The sequence below is a fragment of the Sphingobacterium sp. E70 genome (genome assembly GCF_019285695.1).
Lineage (GTDB): Bacteria > Bacteroidota > Bacteroidia > Sphingobacteriales > Sphingobacteriaceae > Sphingobacterium > Sphingobacterium detergens.
This window is the reverse complement of the sequence record NZ_CP079104.1, coordinates 2,805,818-2,821,025: the sequence shown is the minus strand read 5'-3', so window position 1 is coordinate 2,821,025 and position 15,208 is coordinate 2,805,818. Positions and strand designations below refer to the sequence as shown.

General features: G+C 38.9%; 17 protein-coding genes and 6 pseudogenes. 6 read left to right on the top strand and 17 right to left on the bottom strand.

Annotated elements, in window-relative coordinates; genetic code table 11:
• Positions 1-45: 45 nt before the first annotated feature.
• From KUH03_RS20050 to KUH03_RS20025, 6 genes and pseudogenes are all read right to left on the bottom strand, one after another.
• A complete protein-coding gene (locus KUH03_RS20050; RefSeq protein ID WP_257096044.1) occupies positions 46-345 on the bottom strand; it encodes a LysM peptidoglycan-binding domain-containing protein in 300 nt (99 codons plus the stop codon).
• A 5-nt stretch (positions 346-350) separates the two neighbouring features.
• Positions 351-857, bottom strand: coding sequence for a glycoside hydrolase family 73 protein (locus tag KUH03_RS20045; RefSeq protein WP_257096041.1), 507 nt, complete (start codon positions 855-857; stop codon positions 351-353).
• A gap of 17 nt (positions 858-874) precedes the next feature.
• Complete coding sequence (locus KUH03_RS20040; RefSeq protein ID WP_257097150.1) at positions 875-1,417, bottom strand: glucosaminidase domain-containing protein; 543 nt, start codon at positions 1,415-1,417, stop codon at positions 875-877.
• 87 nt (positions 1,418-1,504) lie between these two features.
• Positions 1,505-1,824, bottom strand: a pseudogene (locus KUH03_RS46320) (O-methyltransferase); the annotation flags it as partial.
• A gap of 485 nt (positions 1,825-2,309) precedes the next feature.
• Entirely contained in the window at positions 2,310-2,939 is a 630-nt protein-coding gene (gene folE, locus KUH03_RS20030) for a GTP cyclohydrolase I FolE (protein WP_104384782.1), read from the bottom strand.
• A gap of 28 nt (positions 2,940-2,967) precedes the next feature.
• A pseudogene (locus KUH03_RS20025) lies at positions 2,968-3,379 on the bottom strand (6-pyruvoyl tetrahydropterin synthase family protein).
• A 386-nt stretch (positions 3,380-3,765) separates the two neighbouring features.
• Here KUH03_RS20025 and KUH03_RS20020 point away from each other — a divergent pair.
• The 4 genes and pseudogenes from KUH03_RS20020 to KUH03_RS20005 all read left to right on the top strand — a co-directional run bounded on the left by KUH03_RS20020 (position 3,766) and on the right by KUH03_RS20005 (position 6,155).
• Positions 3,766-3,906, top strand: a complete 141-nt coding sequence (locus KUH03_RS20020) for a hypothetical protein (protein WP_257096039.1) — start codon at positions 3,766-3,768, stop codon at positions 3,904-3,906.
• A gap of 59 nt (positions 3,907-3,965) precedes the next feature.
• Positions 3,966-4,124 (top strand): hypothetical protein, encoded by a 159-nt coding sequence (locus KUH03_RS20015; protein WP_257096037.1) that lies wholly within the window; start codon positions 3,966-3,968, stop codon positions 4,122-4,124.
• 187 nt (positions 4,125-4,311) lie between these two features.
• Positions 4,312-5,296, top strand: a pseudogene (locus tag KUH03_RS20010) (pyruvate dehydrogenase complex E1 component subunit beta).
• Positions 5,297-5,399: 103 nt separating this feature from the next.
• A complete protein-coding gene (locus tag KUH03_RS20005; RefSeq protein ID WP_257096035.1) occupies positions 5,400-6,155 on the top strand; it encodes a DUF6263 family protein in 756 nt (251 codons plus the stop codon).
• 57 nt (positions 6,156-6,212) lie between these two features.
• Here KUH03_RS20005 and gcvH read toward each other — a convergent pair whose 3' ends face one another.
• Positions 6,213-6,593: a glycine cleavage system protein GcvH gene (gene gcvH, locus KUH03_RS20000; protein WP_120261313.1), complete on the bottom strand. Its 381-nt coding sequence runs from the start codon at positions 6,591-6,593 to the stop codon at positions 6,213-6,215.
• Between the two features lie 165 nt (positions 6,594-6,758).
• Here gcvH and KUH03_RS46315 point away from each other — a divergent pair, with 165 nt between their 5' ends.
• Entirely contained in the window at positions 6,759-6,950 is a 192-nt protein-coding gene (locus KUH03_RS46315; protein ID WP_306429666.1) for a hypothetical protein, read from the top strand.
• Positions 6,896-7,886 (top strand): annotated as a pseudogene (locus KUH03_RS48865) (anhydro-N-acetylmuramic acid kinase). Before KUH03_RS46315 ends, KUH03_RS48865 begins: the two are co-directional and overlap by 55 nt.
• A 1-nt stretch (position 7,887) precedes the next feature.
• On the opposite strand, the gene KUH03_RS19990 reads toward KUH03_RS48865, so the two are convergent.
• The 10 genes and pseudogenes from KUH03_RS19990 to KUH03_RS46290 all read right to left on the bottom strand — a co-directional run bounded on the left by KUH03_RS19990 (position 7,888) and on the right by KUH03_RS46290 (position 15,130).
• On the bottom strand, positions 7,888-8,559 hold the full coding sequence (locus KUH03_RS19990; protein WP_120261311.1) for a DUF2461 domain-containing protein: 672 nt from the start codon (positions 8,557-8,559) through the stop codon (positions 7,888-7,890).
• Positions 8,560-8,566: 7 nt separating this feature from the next.
• Entirely contained in the window at positions 8,567-9,034 is a 468-nt protein-coding gene (locus tag KUH03_RS46300) for a CDP-archaeol synthase (RefSeq protein WP_306429665.1), read from the bottom strand.
• Positions 8,986-9,576 (bottom strand): putative signal transducing protein, encoded by a 591-nt coding sequence (locus KUH03_RS46295; RefSeq protein WP_306429664.1) that lies wholly within the window; start codon positions 9,574-9,576, stop codon positions 8,986-8,988. The genes KUH03_RS46300 and KUH03_RS46295 overlap by 49 nt, the downstream gene beginning before the upstream one ends.
• Positions 9,551-10,065: pseudogene (locus KUH03_RS48860) on the bottom strand (lysostaphin resistance A-like protein). Before KUH03_RS48860 ends, KUH03_RS46295 begins: the two are co-directional and overlap by 26 nt.
• Before the next feature lie 630 nt (positions 10,066-10,695).
• Positions 10,696-11,025: a S41 family peptidase gene (locus KUH03_RS19970; protein WP_257096031.1), complete on the bottom strand. Its 330-nt coding sequence runs from the start codon at positions 11,023-11,025 to the stop codon at positions 10,696-10,698.
• Positions 11,022-12,167: a PDZ domain-containing protein gene (locus tag KUH03_RS19965; protein ID WP_257096029.1), complete on the bottom strand. Its 1,146-nt coding sequence runs from the start codon at positions 12,165-12,167 to the stop codon at positions 11,022-11,024. Before KUH03_RS19965 ends, KUH03_RS19970 begins: the two co-directional genes overlap by 4 nt.
• 120 nt (positions 12,168-12,287) lie before the next feature.
• A complete protein-coding gene (locus KUH03_RS19960) occupies positions 12,288-13,790 on the bottom strand; it encodes a hypothetical protein (RefSeq protein ID WP_257096027.1) in 1,503 nt (500 codons plus the stop codon).
• Positions 13,756-14,013 (bottom strand): hypothetical protein, encoded by a 258-nt coding sequence (locus tag KUH03_RS19955; protein ID WP_257096025.1) that lies wholly within the window; start codon positions 14,011-14,013, stop codon positions 13,756-13,758. The genes KUH03_RS19960 and KUH03_RS19955 overlap by 35 nt, the downstream gene beginning before the upstream one ends.
• 138 nt (positions 14,014-14,151) lie before the next feature.
• Positions 14,152-14,903, bottom strand: a pseudogene (locus KUH03_RS19950) (zinc ribbon domain-containing protein).
• On the bottom strand, positions 14,903-15,130 hold the full coding sequence (locus tag KUH03_RS46290; RefSeq protein ID WP_306429663.1) for a Nif3-like dinuclear metal center hexameric protein: 228 nt from the start codon (positions 15,128-15,130) through the stop codon (positions 14,903-14,905). The pseudogene KUH03_RS19950 and the gene KUH03_RS46290 overlap by 1 nt, the downstream one beginning before the upstream one ends.
• Positions 15,131-15,208 lie beyond the last annotated feature (78 nt).

Here is a 15,208-nt window from a genome sequence, read left to right as displayed (position 1 = left end):
TATCGCCATACAAAACTGAAATATTTAACATCTTTTAAAGCGTAACTATTTAGATATAACCAATAGCTGTCCTAGGGACAATGCTTCATCTGTAAGGCCATTTAATGATTTGATCTGTTCGACAGAGACATTATAGAGCTTGCTAAGCGAATAAAGCGTTTCCTGCGCTTTCACCTCATGAATACGCATCGCTAAAGGGCTTTTGATCTCCTCAGTCTTCACAGTAGCAGGAGGGGTCTCCTGAACATTCTGGACAATTTCTTCTTTTACAACCTCTTCACGCACGACTTTCTCCTTAGGAGTCTCTCTTCGGTCATATTGATCAAGATGATATCGTTCTATCATTTCAATCAATAGATCCGGATAGCGGGGTTGGTTGCATATCCTGCAGCCTTCAGTCCCTTAGCCCAGCCCTTGTAATCATCCTTATCCAACTTAAACAAAGCTGAATAACGGGGGCGTAGCAGAAACTCGGAGTGATCCCTAAACGATTGTTGAGGATTGTCATATACACGAAAACAATCATTAATATTGTCGTCGGGACGGGTCACGGATTTACCTTTCCATACGCCGCCGCACTTAATACCAAAATGATTATTTGCTTCACGTGCCAGGTAGCTATTGCCGTTGCCAGACTCCAACAGAGCCTGAGCGAGCTTAATGCTGGCCGGAATACCATATTTGTTCATTTCTGCAATTGCTATATCTTTATATTGAGCAATGTAGTCATTTCCAGCCATGGTGGGTCGGCCTACGGAAGAAGATGAAGAAGTTTTTGAATTGGATCCGGATTTAGAAGACGATAAGGTGCCTCTCCGGCTTGAACATGATGTAATCAACATCATGAATACAATCATGCCATAAAAAAACTTCTTCATGCAATAATGTCGTGCTTATTTTTTTGTTGACGAGAATTTATTTTGCTTGGAATCGTTATCAAACATATCAAGATGATATAGTTTGATCGTTTTAAAAATACTTTCGCTGTCCAGTCTCTACTCGTAGAGTATCCCGAACGAGCTATTGCCTTGACCCAAGCTTCATATTTTTCTCCTGGATGTTTTTCAAAAAGGCTTTGAGTAGTCTTCTTTCTTTTTACTATTCCTACAAAGTCATCATATGAGTCTAATACAGACCTATAACCTTTGTAAGCTGACCGAATAACGGTACTTCTGTTCTTTCCTTTGACACCAAAGTGGTTATTCAAATTCTTTGCTATCCTGCTACCACCATTTCCGCTTTCATGCATGGCGATGGCTAAGATAACCGATGCTGGAACTCCGTGTTCCTCCATCATTTCTTTTGCTATTGGACTGTACTTATCGACATATGCCGCACTTTGAGCTGAAACTTTTGAAATTCCAAAAGTTGCCAAAGCCAGTACCAGTACAAAGCTTTTTAATTGTTTTAAATTCATGAAGAATGTTTTAGTTCTCAAATTACTTCTTGCGCAATGCAAAAGTCCGTCTCGAATCGGTAATATTACCTTTTCTACGCGCTTGTCCTGAGCTAAACGTGCATTCAAATCAATGATCTGCTTTGTTTGGTTGTCTGGTTTTGAATCTAACACCTTACCTTTCCATAAGACGTTGTCAATCAAAATAAGTCCCCAGACGGAACTTGATTTATTATCGTTTCGAAATAATATAAATTTCTCTTTTTATCAGCATCAATAAACACCAGATCAAATGTTTCATTCAATGTGGGTATAATCTCCGCTGCATCGCCAATATGATATCTGATTTTATCTGCGAATTCAGACGCATCAAAATAACTTTGGACTCTTTCCTGTTGCTCTTCATTGATATCAATGGTATGTAAAATGCCATCTTGCTGAAGACCCTCTGCGAGACATAATGTTGCATATCCCGTAAAGTTCCGATCTCCAAAATACGTTTTGGAGCAACCAATTTACTCAATAAAGAAAGAACTCTTCCTGGTAATGACCAGATAACATATGGGGCATTGTTTCCTTCAAATATGTCTCCCGATTTACCCTTTTCAGCAACGAATTTTCATCGTCTGTAGTATGTTCCAAATAGGACTCCAAATCGTTGGCAACAATTTCCATAACCACAAAGGTACCAAAAACATTTTTATGATAAAAATATTTTTTTATAAACAACTGAAAAACAGTTTAATATAATTATCGGTTTGTAAAGGAATTTTTAGTGATTTGCCTTAAAAGCTCAAAAACGCAATATCTACTTTTTTGATTTTTGTATTTATTTCCAAATTTCATCAAAAAATAAGCCCTCGAGAAGACGTGCTTTTCGAGGGACTGTTTTTATTATTTATCGATAAAAACATTAAGCAAGATCTGCTGTGATCAAACGTAAAAATTCAGATCGGGTCACGTCATTTTGAAATGCACCTGTAAATGCCGAGGTTGTTGTAACGGAATTCTGTTTTTGCACACCACGCATGGCCATACACATGTGTTTACACTCCATCACGACCGCAACGCCACGAGCGCCTAACGTTTCCTGGATACAGTCTCTGATTTCGTTGGTCAAACGCTCTTGTACCTGCAGACGGCGAGCAAAGATATCCACGACACGCGGAATTTTACTCAAACCTACAATATGTCCATTTGGAATATAAGCGATATGTGCCTTTCCAAAGAAAGGTAACATGTGATGCTCACATAGCGAGTACACTTCAATATCCTTTACAACCACCATCTGGCTATAATCTTCTTCAAACATGGCTCCTCTCAGTACTTCAGCGGCATCGATATCATATCCATGTGTCAAAAACTGCAGGGCTTTAGCGACACGCTCAGGAGTCTTTACCAGACCTTCACGCTTAGGATCCTCTCCCAGGCATTCCAATATATCTGTATAATGAGAAGCGATGCGATCTACTTTTTCAGTATTGTATTTGTCGATCTTAATATATCCATCCAACTCTTCGTTGTCAAATGAGTGTTGACTCATAGTTTCTACTATTTAAATGTATTAAAGATTAATCGCCAAAATATTCGACGTAGTTATTTTCGGTTTCGTGCAAACGAACACTATGCAATGCCACTCCTTGTTCTTCAAAAAGTGGTTTCAGGATCTTGAATATCTCAATAGCGATATTTTCTGTAGAGGCCATGACACCCTTCATAAAATCAACATCCAAGTTGAAATTACGATGATCCACTTTATCAATGATGCTGCGATTGATAATTTCTTTCATGATCTTCAAATCGATCAAAAAACCAGTTTCGGGATTTACTTCCCCTTGACTGTGACAAAAGGTCATAATTGTGCCCATGCCAATTTGGATTAGAACAAAGTCCAAACACTTGTTCGTTTTGTTCATTGCTCCAATCTTCACGATACAGCTTATGTGCTGCACAAAAACGTTCACGACGAGTTATAAATATCATAATAATACAAAGATACGGCTTTAGGCCCAATTTTAACATTTCTATTTTAGGAATGCCGTCAGAATATGGTAATATAATTAACAAGTAAAGATCACCTGCCAATTTTTATTTTAATGTGCTAAAGACCTCCGCGATAATTCGTAATTTTCGCATACTATAAAAGAAGTCTATCATGAAGATATTAATCGTAGCCGCTACGCAATTCGAAATTCAACCTTTTTGGAGGTTGCCGCCAACTACCCCAATTGTGACACAGTGATCACAGGTGTAGGGATGGTGGCAACAGCATTTGAATTGGGGAGATATTACATGAAAACAAATACGATCTCCTTATAAATATAGGTATAGCAGGATGCTTTGACCGCAACCTGAAAATAGGAGAGGTGGTGCAGGTCACCTCAGAATCGTTTGTAGAATTGGGTGCAGAAGATGATCAGCAATTTATTCCGATTGAACAGTTGGGTTTCGGAAGATCCAAATTCGAGTCTTCTTTGCTTTATGGTGAAAATGTAGTGCTCCCTTTTTAGCCCAAAGACATGGCATTACTGTAAATAAGGTTCATGGGAATACCGATAGTATCGCAAAAGTGCAACAGCTCAACCCCAACAGTTGTATCGAGAGCATGGAAGGTGCCGCTGTTTTCTTTGCCGCGGATAAGATGGATCTTCCGGTGATTGAGCTCCGTGGGATCTCCAATTACGTAGAAAAAGAAACCGTGCCACGTGGAACATTCCTCTGGCAATAATGAATAGTAATAAGGCACTTATACAAACATTGGATTTCTTGCCGGACTTATTTTCCAAAATTTAATACAAAAGTCATCTACTTATTAAAAATGACATAAAACTATACAATTAGGCTAGTCAAATCTTCAAAATATCAATTTTAAATAGTAGATTTGTAATCTAAAAATTGACACTATTTTACAACTGATGAGAGAAATACAATTCAGAGAAGCACTTCGTGAAGCAATGAACGAAGAAATGCGTAAAGACGACAAAATATTTTTATTAGGTGAAGAAGTTGCAGAGTATAACGGTGCTTATAAAGTAAGCCAAGGTATGCTTGATGAATTCGGTGCAAAACGTATCATTGATACACCTATTGCTGAACTTGGTTTTGCTGGTATCGCTGTTGGTGCAGCAATGAATGGTCTAAAACCAATCGTTGAATTCATGACGTTCAACTTTTCACTTGTTGCGATTGACCAAGTTATCAATGCTGCTGCAAAATCCACTCCATGAGTGGTGGACAATTTTCTATCCCAATGGTCTTCCGTGGCCCGACAGGAAATGCAGGTCAGCTAGCAGCACAACACTCTCAAAACTTTGAAAACTGGTTTGCAAATACACCAGGTTTAAAAGTGGTTGTTCCTTCAAACCCTTACGAAGCTAAAGGTTTATTGAAATCTGCTATTATTGATCCAGATCCTGTTATTTTCATGGAATCTGAGGTCATGTACGGTGATAAAGGCGAAGTCCCTGAAGAAGAGTACTACTTGGAAATCGGAAAAGCAAATATCATCCAAGAAGGTACCGATGTTACTGTTGTTTCTTTCGGTAAAATGCTTCCTCGTGTTGTAATTCCAGCAGTTGAAGAATTGAAAAAGAAGGTATCAGTGTAGAATTGATCGATTTGCGTTCTGTACGTCCTATTGACTACCCAACACTTATTGAATCTGTAAAGAAAACAAACCGTCTGGTTATCGTAGAAGAAGCATGGCCTTTGGCATCAATTTCTACAGATTTAGCATTTAATGTACAACGCAATGCATTTGACTATTTGGACGCTCCTGTAATTCGTGTGAATTGTGCTGACGTACCTCTTCCTTATGCGCCAACATTGATTGAAGCTGCTTTACCTAATGTAGAAAAAGTAGTTAAAGCTGTAAAAGAAGTATCTTATATCAAAAAATAATTGGATTCTTTTTTGAATCAAATAAAAATCCCTTTTACTGATTGTAAAAGGGATTTTTTTATATATTTATCTGTCCTGTTATTATTAACAAAAATTCCAATAGATGAAAACACTAAAAACAATAGCTTTGACGGCTGTATTCGCATTTGTAGTCCTATCTGTATCAGCCCAAAAGAAATATACCCTGCGGGTGAACCCTGAAGAGGGGAAGACAATAGCGCAAAATGTGATTATGGCAATGGATATCGAAACTGGCGAACAGAAGATTGTGACAGACTTAACAATGGGCTTTGATATTACAAATACAGCCAAGAAAGACAATTCCTTTCTATTTGAGCTTAAATACACTGGTATCAATATGAAAATGAGCGGAGAAGCCATGGAAATGACCTATGACTCCAAAAATCCGGAAGCAAATGAATTTTCAAAACAGATGCATGCTACAGTAGGCAAGCTAGTAGATAGTAAGATTAGCTTTTCAATAGATCAATTGGGAAAATCTTCGGATATAAAATTGCCGGAAGGCGTCAACCTTCCTTTTGATCGCAGTATGTTTGAAAATATTAGCACCGTATTGCCTGAACATGCCATTGGTATTGGAGAATCATGGAGTTCAAAATCAGAATCGGAAGAATCGGGTCTACTGGTCGAAAACAAAATGACTCTCGCCGAAGTAAATGAACAGGGTTATAAGGTAAATGTGGAAGGAAAAATGTTTGGATCGGACGCAAAACAGGTCGGTAGTATCCAAGGGTTCTATGTATTGGATAAAAAGACTTGTCTGACTAAAATAACGGAGATGACAAGTGATGTCGATATGCCTGAAGCAAAGATCAAAACAGTTATAAAATGCCAATAGATAGCAACAAAAAGGGCTTAATTTTAAAATTAAGCCCTTTTTGTTATCACAACGGTATTAAGCGTTGATTTCTTCTTTGTATTGATCTGCAGATAATAATGCATCTACGTCTGCTACATTATTCAATTTAATACGAACAATCCAGCCCTCACCATATGGATCAGAATTCACCAATTCAGGAGAAGCATCAATTGCATCATTAACTGATAAAATTGTCGCTGCTACAGGCAAAAACAAATCAGAAACTGTTTTTACAGCTTCGATTGTACCGAAAACTTCATTTGCGGCAACTTCTTCACCTACAGTGTTAATGTCAACAAAAACGATGTCACCCAATTCACGTTGAGCGAAATCGGTAATCCCTACAACTGCTTCATCACCTTCAACACGAATCCATTCGTGATCTTTGGTGTATTTCAATTCTGCTGGAAAATTCATTGTATCTAATTTTTTGATTTTTAATGCCGTGAAGTTACAAAATATCTTCAATTGTCAAAAATGATATTCATTATAAGATTTTTGTGTTTATTTTTAGATTATGAATCCTCAAATCGAAAAACTTTATCAGATAGCCCTAAAAAAGAGCGTTTTATTATTGGTTTAATGTCCGGAACTTCATTGGACGGTCTTGATATCGCATTATGCCGTATCGAAAATGCCGGAAAGACCACAAAAATAAGCTTAGAAAAGTTTATCACAATGGATTATGAGGATATATTCAGAACCAAAGTCCGTGAAATATTTGCAAAAGAACCATCGACCAACAGTTACTTTCGGGCCTCAACGCATATGTAGGGATCACCCATGCGAACCTGATCAACCAAGCCCTTGAAAGCTGGAATATTTCATCTACAGAGATAGACTGCATCGCTAGTCATGGACAGACGGTATATCATGCTCCGCAATCGTTGACGAAGGACCTCGGTTGGCCCAATAGCACACTACAAATCGGTGATGGGGATCATATTGCCATACATACCGGTATAATTACACTGTCAGATTTTAGACAAAAACACATTGCCGCAGGAGGAGAGGGGGCACCGTTAGCAGCCTATGGAGACTATCTTCTTTTTCCCATCCCACCGAAAACCGATTTTTACTGAATATAGGAGGTATTTCGAATTTCACCTTTATCCCTAGCCATCAAAGCAATCTGGAAGCCTATGCAACAGATCTAGGGCCGGGAAATACAATGATGAACCAGTATATGAAAGCTCATTTTGACCAAGAGATGGACAGAGATGCCATGATTGCAAAAAAGGGGACGGTTAATGGGCCATTATTAGAGCAGCTCCTGGCGGAAGAATTCCTAACTTTGGAGTTTCCGAAAACAACGGGTCCGGAATTATTCAATCTTGATTACCTGAAAGAGGCTCAAAAACGTTCTGAGACATTAGATCTCTCAGCAGAAGATGTCATGGCAACACTCAATCGCTTTTCGGCCCAAGCGATGATCAACGGCATACGTCGGCAAGCCCTTGGGTTAGCGAATTTCTCGGTATATATCAGTGGCGGGGACTGCATAATCCGCTACTTTTTGAGTACATCAAAGCAAATCTGCCGGACATCAAAGTAGAGAGCTTCGCCACATTAGGGGTTGATCCCGATGCGAAGGAAGCGGTATTATTCGCCTTGCTAGCCAATGAGACCCTCACTGGAAACAAATCCAATGTCGAGCATATAAAAGATTCTCCTGCGGTCTGTATGGGCAAAATTAGTCTACCAGAGTAGACTATTCGCTGTCGATCGCCTCTTGTAAAAACTCTTTGAAGGGTAACATTTTTTTATAAGAGGCGATAATATTATCCAATGCGTTTTTGTTTGACAGGTCTTTGATCGTCAAAGGTTGATCCAGAACAAAGCTTTTTAACTTGATAAAATCAATGTAGGGATTATCTTCGCCATAACCGGCAGGAGCACGTTTTAACAGATCCTCTTTGAAAAGATTTATTTTCCCCTCATCCAACAATCCATTCAGCGTCTTAGCCAATTGTTCGCCACTGTAGTCTATCTCCTGTCTTATAGCCTCCAGATGCGGCTTCTCCGGCCTCCAGTAGCCACAGGCAATAAATGAATTTTCAGCACCGATATGAATATAATATTCAGGGCCACGCAATTTTCTTCCATCAACAGATATTCCGGCTCCAAACCAGGTCTTATAGGGCGTCTTGTCATTTGAAAAACGGGTATCTCTATAGATACGGAACAGACATTTATTGGCTTGTATGGAGGTATTTATTTTAGGATCAAATTCACTCAGGGCAGCTATTAAATCCGTTAGAAAACTCCGTACATCAGCCAATGCGGACTCATATTTCTCCCGGTTATCTGCAAACCATTCTCTTGTATTATTTTCCTTTAATTCGGTCAAAAAATCAAAGGTAGATTTCTGAATGTGACTCATAATTCTTTTAACTGATTAAAATTAAGAAAATATAAACTATCGGTGCTGCCAATAATAAGCCATCAAAACGGTCCAAGAAACCTCCATGTCCCGGTAAGATACTGCCTGAATCCTTAACGTGCAAGCTCCGCTTTAACATCGATTCGACCAGATCGCCCAATGTTCCAACAATACTGATGATCATAGCAACGATAATCCATTGCCACAATGGCAAACTTCCAAAATATTTTTCAAGATTTACAGCTACCACAATAGCTAAAATGAAACCACCGAAAAATCCCTCCCAAGTCTTTTTCGGAGAGATCCGCTCAAACAATTTATGTTTACCAAAACTCCGACCTGCAAGATATGCTCCGGTATCGTTGGTCCAGAGCAATATTAAAAAACCGAGGGGAATATAATGATTATATACACCATTGATAAATCCTAGTTTCGCAAAAAGAAAGAATGGAAATGTGACATAACAGATCCCCAAAAAGTATAGGCTATATCATTAAAGGGAAAACTTCGTTTTTGAAAAAGTGAAATAATATAGGTCAAACCGACCAGTGGTGTAACGAGCCATAGAAATTTAGGTTCCAAAAGGTTCATAGCTACCATAGACCCTACAGCAAATCCCGTCAACGCTAAAATGATCCCTAAGACCTTATTAGGCGCACGTTCTTCGGATGACACAATACCGTAAAACTCATACAGACACCATGCACTCAAGAGTGTAAAAAAGATGCTGTATAGGTATGGTCCAAATAAGGTGGATGCCACCATGACAGCTACAAAAATAGCACCGGTTATCGCTCTTGTCTTCATTTTAGTTCTCTCCCCTACTTCTTCAATCAATCTTTCGGCAGTCTCAACCGAGTTTTCACTAACATATAGTTCTATTTTTCCAAACAGATAAGAAGAATCTTGCTTATTTAATATAACCGCGGGAATACCATTCTCTTCCAGCATTTGTTTTACTATTTCAGCCTGAATAGCATTTGTATATATTTTAATTTTCTTCCAATCGTTCTCCATGGTTTCCTTTTTGTGTTGACAGATAAAATAAGAATACAAAAATAGCAGTAAAAATGAAGCCTACAACATATATCCACCAAGATTGCACTTCAAATGCATTGATTTCAGCGTAACTTTTACCATTTTTTGTATAATAAAAGGCCATGATCGTAGCGCCTGCATTGTTGACGAAATGACCAAAAATAGGCAACCAAATATTTCTGCTCCATAAATAGAGATAACCAAAAATGCACCCAACAACATCCGTGGTATAAATCCAAAAAACTGCAGATGTATGGCGCTAAAAACAATAGCCACAATCCAGATAACAACGTGGGGGTTGGAAATCCATCTTCCGACAATATTTTGAAGAACACCTCGAAATAATAGTTCTTCGCCTACTGCAGGTATCAATGCCAGAACCACCAGATTAAATAGAAATCCGATAAAACTTGTTTCCACGATAATCCCCTTGATCAGATCTCCTGATTCTCGCTCACTACGTTCCATCCATACCTGCACAGATCTCATATTATCAGGCAACTGTAATGACTCGTTCCAATGCCCTATTAAGCTCATCAATGGCATAAAAGCGAGCATTGCGAAAAAAATATACGCAAACTGCTTTGCCTGTGGCGTATATTCCTGTTTAAAATAAGAGATCCCATACCCCTCTCGGGTATTCATCAGGTAGGCGGGCACAACAAAGGATCCCAAGCTACTCAACAGCAATAGAAAACGCATTTCATTCGCTGATCCTTGCATTAGGGTAGCCATTGAAAATGCCTGTCCTGTAAACTTGTAGTAGAAAAAGATGATAAGGATACCGATGACCTGTGAGAGAAAGGTAAATCCGATGACCAACAGGACCAAACGCAATAACGATTGAAAAGGGAAGTAGTTTGCTCGGGGTACATAAATCTAAAATATGCTTTAAAGATAACAATAAAAGCATGTTACTTTATAAAATCACTGCATTTCAATAGCCATTACTTCATTAAAGTAGTGGAAAAAGACCATTTACTAAAAGCCTGACCCCAGATACCTTAAAATAATTATCAAAGCAAGATAATCTGCTCCAAAAACATGCAAAAAGGCTTTGGAAATAGTTTCCAAAGCCCTTTTATCGCTATTCCTTTATTAGTTCACCCGTATTGGATCTGCAGGTTTCTGTAGATTTTTGTAAGGATAGGTTTTCATTTCTTCCAATAAAATCTTCACCGTTCTTTCCAATTGTGGATCACGTCCTTCTAGCAAATCTTTTGGTAATTGCTCAACAAAGATATCCGGAGCAACACCCTCATTTTCTATAATCCAGTTGCCTTTCAGGTCATATACACCAAAGTTTGGTGAAGTAATACGTCCACCATCCAATAACGGCGGGTACCCACTGATACCGACCAAGATTCCCATTGTTGTACGGCCAACCAATTTACCGAGGCCTTTGAAACGGAACATGTACGGCATCATATCACCTCCAAACCGGCATTTTCATTTATGATCATCGCCTTTGGTCCGTAAATACCATTACCTGGAGTCGTAAATCCCTTGCCATCGCGAATACCCCAGCCAGATATTAATTCACGGGATAGTAGGTCAATGACATAATCGGCTACCCAGCCTCCACCATTGTTTCTTTCATCCATCAGAAGGGCCTTTTTATCCATCTGGGAGAAATAATAACGGTTAAAGTAGGTATACCCCTCAGGTCCTGTATTTGGCATGTATACGTAAGCGATTTGTCCATTGCTTAGCTGATCTACTTTTTTACGGTTGCGCTCCACCCACTCCATGCTACGCAAGCTCATTTCGTCTGTAAAAGAAATCGGTTTTACAATGACTTCGCGAGCACCAACCAGAGACGGCTTGGAATTAATTTTTAAGGCTACCTGCTTGCCTACGGTATTATCAAATAGACTATAGATATCCTTATCTTCCGTTAATTCAATACCGTTTACAGCGACAATATAATCACCTTCTTTGATATTCAATCCCGGTTCTGCCAATGGTGCCTTAAAAGAAGGATTCCACTCCAAACGTGTAAATAACTTCGCTATCTGGTAATATCCATTTTTGATCGTATAGTCAGCCCCTAATACACCTACTGACACAGATGGGGTAGAAGGTTGATCACCCGGATAGATATAATTGTGTCCAACAACCATTTCGCCCATCATTTCGTTCAATAAATAGCCTAAATCAGAACGATGGTTAACAAATGGAAGAAACTTCTCATATTTGGTTTTCATGGCTTTCCAATCAGCACCATGCATATTCTCTACATAGAAATAATCTTTCTGCATTGCCCAAACTTCATTGAAGACTTGTTTCCATTCGGCAACAGGATCTACCAATTGTTGGATACCATCCAATTTTATTGCACCTGCAGTTGGAGATGCAACTTTCTGTCCGGCATTTACGATATTATAACCATTCGCTGTCTGATATAACATTTTCTTGCCATCGGCACTGATCACAAAACTGCGGGCATTCTCGACCAATGTCTTATTTTCCAGATCTTTAAAATCGTAGGCCCCAATGGTACCTCCGCGCTGATAGGTCAACTGGTTTGGAACCAAGCCATTCAGATTCCAATAGGTACCTACCGGCAAAGGTAAAGCGACAATACGGTTCTCGATACGGTCAAAATCTACCTGAATGGATTTGTCTTGAGGCTTATTAGCCGGAGCTTCTTCCTTTTTATCTTTTTCGGTGCTTTTTATCGTTTTCTTTTACGCGAGCTGTTTTGTTGTCTTCTTTTTCAGCTGGTTTGTCCGCTTTATCTTCACGAATCTGCTCTTCATCACTTTCATTCTTAAAGAACGAAGGGTTTTACTTGACAAAATAAAGGCATATACAGCATAATCAACATTACGTTGCGTAGCGGACATATGTAGACCGGAATTGGTCAATCCTGTATTGGTACTCGCCGTGAAGAAAAGATATTTGCCATCCTGTGAAAAGGCAGTACTGCGAACAGAACTCATACCATCTGTAATTTGCTGCGTTTTCTTTGTATCCAGATTGTACATAAATACAGCCGGTACGCCGTTTTCCAAAGTACGTGTAAACGAAATCCATTTTGAATCTGGAGACCAGCTCGGTTGAAAATGATTGGATACTCTACCGGTTTGTCCACTCAGCTTATCGTCTGCGACCTTTACAATAGCCTTAGATGCGATATCAATATAGTACAGATTGAGGTGAGCGTCATTATAGAATAATTTCTTCGAATCTGGAGACCAGGTAGGCTCAAAATAAAAATTGGTTTCGCCCAGATTGAAATATAAAGGCTGATCCTTTCCAAATTGATCTACTAAAACCAACTGATAGGAACCTTTTTTATCTGAGATGTAAGAAACCCATTTTCCATTGGGAGACCAATCTGGAAAACGTTCATGAGAACCTGGTGAATTCGATAAATTACGTGCCTCACCTTTCTCTTTAGGCACGGTAAAGATCTCACCCCGTGACTCAAATAGCGCCCGTTGGCCTGTAGGAGAGAGGGCCGCGTAGCGAATGTCCTCTTTGATATTTTTGTAATACGGACGCTTAAACATAGCATCCGTATTTACGCTAATATGTAGGGCGGTTACCTTATTGTTATTGTTTAAGCTTAATGTATTCAATACGCCAGCATATTCAAAAATCAGCTCATTGCCATTTCCATTGAGCGAGCGTACATCGTAGTCTTTGAAATCAGTTAGTTTTTCAACTTTCTTTGATTTGGTATCGTAACTAAAGATGTTTACTATTTTATCACGATCCGATAGAAAATAGACCTTACTGCCTAACCAAAGGGGTTTAACATCGTTGCTTTTCACCTGTGGAATTGCTTCAATTTCCTTGGTTTTTGTATCAAAAATCCAAATAGTAGGTGTACCACCACCTCGATAACGCTTGAAAGCGACACGATCGCGCTCCGTAGGATCAGTATTTTTGATATAAGCCCAATAACGCCCATCCGCAGAAGGGCTTCCTTGGTTAGCCTCAGGCATCAATAAAGCTTTGTCCATACCCAATCCTTGGATATTAGAACTATATAATCGCGGGCTCAGCGCATAGGTAAAATCACGCGATGTTGTATAAAATACCTCGTCATTATTCAACCAGCCACGCAATACATCCGAAGATGGGTGATACGTAATACGCTTGGGCTCACCTCCTTCAATAGGAAGTACATATACATCTGTATTACCATCATAATTGCCTGTAAATGCTACTTTTTTTTCCATCAGGAGAGAACATTGGGTTTTGTTCTACGCCAGGGTTTGTTGTTAGACGTTTTGGATTTGCACCGTTTTTGTCTGCGATCCAAATATCGCCGCCGTACACGAAAGCAATATTATTGGCGCTGATACTTGGATTTCGGAGCAATAAAGTTTCCTGCGCTTTGGCCTGTAGAAATGATGTTCCTACTAAAAACGCAGCAATAAACTTAAAATGAGTTTTATTCATAAATGTTTAGTGGTTAAAATTTATTATGCAAAGCTACTATTTTGTCTAGTACATTGCTTCGTATATCAACAAAGTTGCATAAAAATATCATAAAAAAAGCCCTGCTGTTGAGCAGGGCTTATATACTGTTATCAAAGATTAGAAACCGTATTCTTGTTCGATTTCCAATACAATACCTTCGTCAACCAAAACACGACCGCAATGTTCGCAGATAATGATTTTTTTACGTTGACGAATCTCAGATTGCATCTGAGCAGGGATTTTATTGTGACATCCTGAGCAGCTATCACGATCGATAGAAACGACCGCTAAACCATTTTTGAAAGAATTACGTAAGCGGTAGTAAACTTTTACCAAACGCTCTTCAATATTAGCTTCCGCTTCAGCAGCTTTTGCTAATAAAGCATCTTCTTCCTTTTGAGTTTCGGAAGTAATTGTTTCCAATTCTTTCTTTTTACCCTCAAGTTCGCCTTTGCTATATTCCAGGTTACCTACAGTAGTATCGTAGTTTTCTGTTTTGTTACGAATCTCGAACTCTGCTTCTTTGATTCTTTTTCACAAACCTGAATCTCAAGACCTTGAATTTCAATTTCTTTCGAAATAGCGTCGTACTCACGATTGTTCTTTACCTCATTTAACTGCGACTCGTATTTTTTGATAGCAGCTTGGGCATCCTTAATCATGTTTTTACGCTTAACGATCGAATCTTCTAAATCGTCTAAGTCTGTTCTGATCTTCTCAATACGAGTTTCTAAACCCGCAATCTCATCTTCAAGATCTGCAACCTCCATAGGCAATTCACCACGAACCTGGCGAATTTTGTCTATTTTAGTATGTATGGCTTGCAAAAGCCATAGTGCTTTCAATTTTTGTTCTACGGTTTGTTCCATCAACTGTAGTATTTTATAGGATTTGTATCTATTTCTGTTGTTAAGGTTGCAAAGTTAGGAAATTTTTTCGTAATAATGTCGTACAATAATTCTTGCGTAAATTGTTCGCTCTCAAAATGTCCCGTATCCGCGATGACAATTTCACCCTCGGCATCAAAAAATTCATGGTATTTATAATCAGCTGTCACAAAAAAATCAGCGCCAGATCGCTTTGCTGCACCTAACAAAAACCTCCTGCGCCACCACAGACGGCAACTCTACTGACTTTTCTGCCAAGAAGTGCTGTATGCCGAATAACGTTTAGT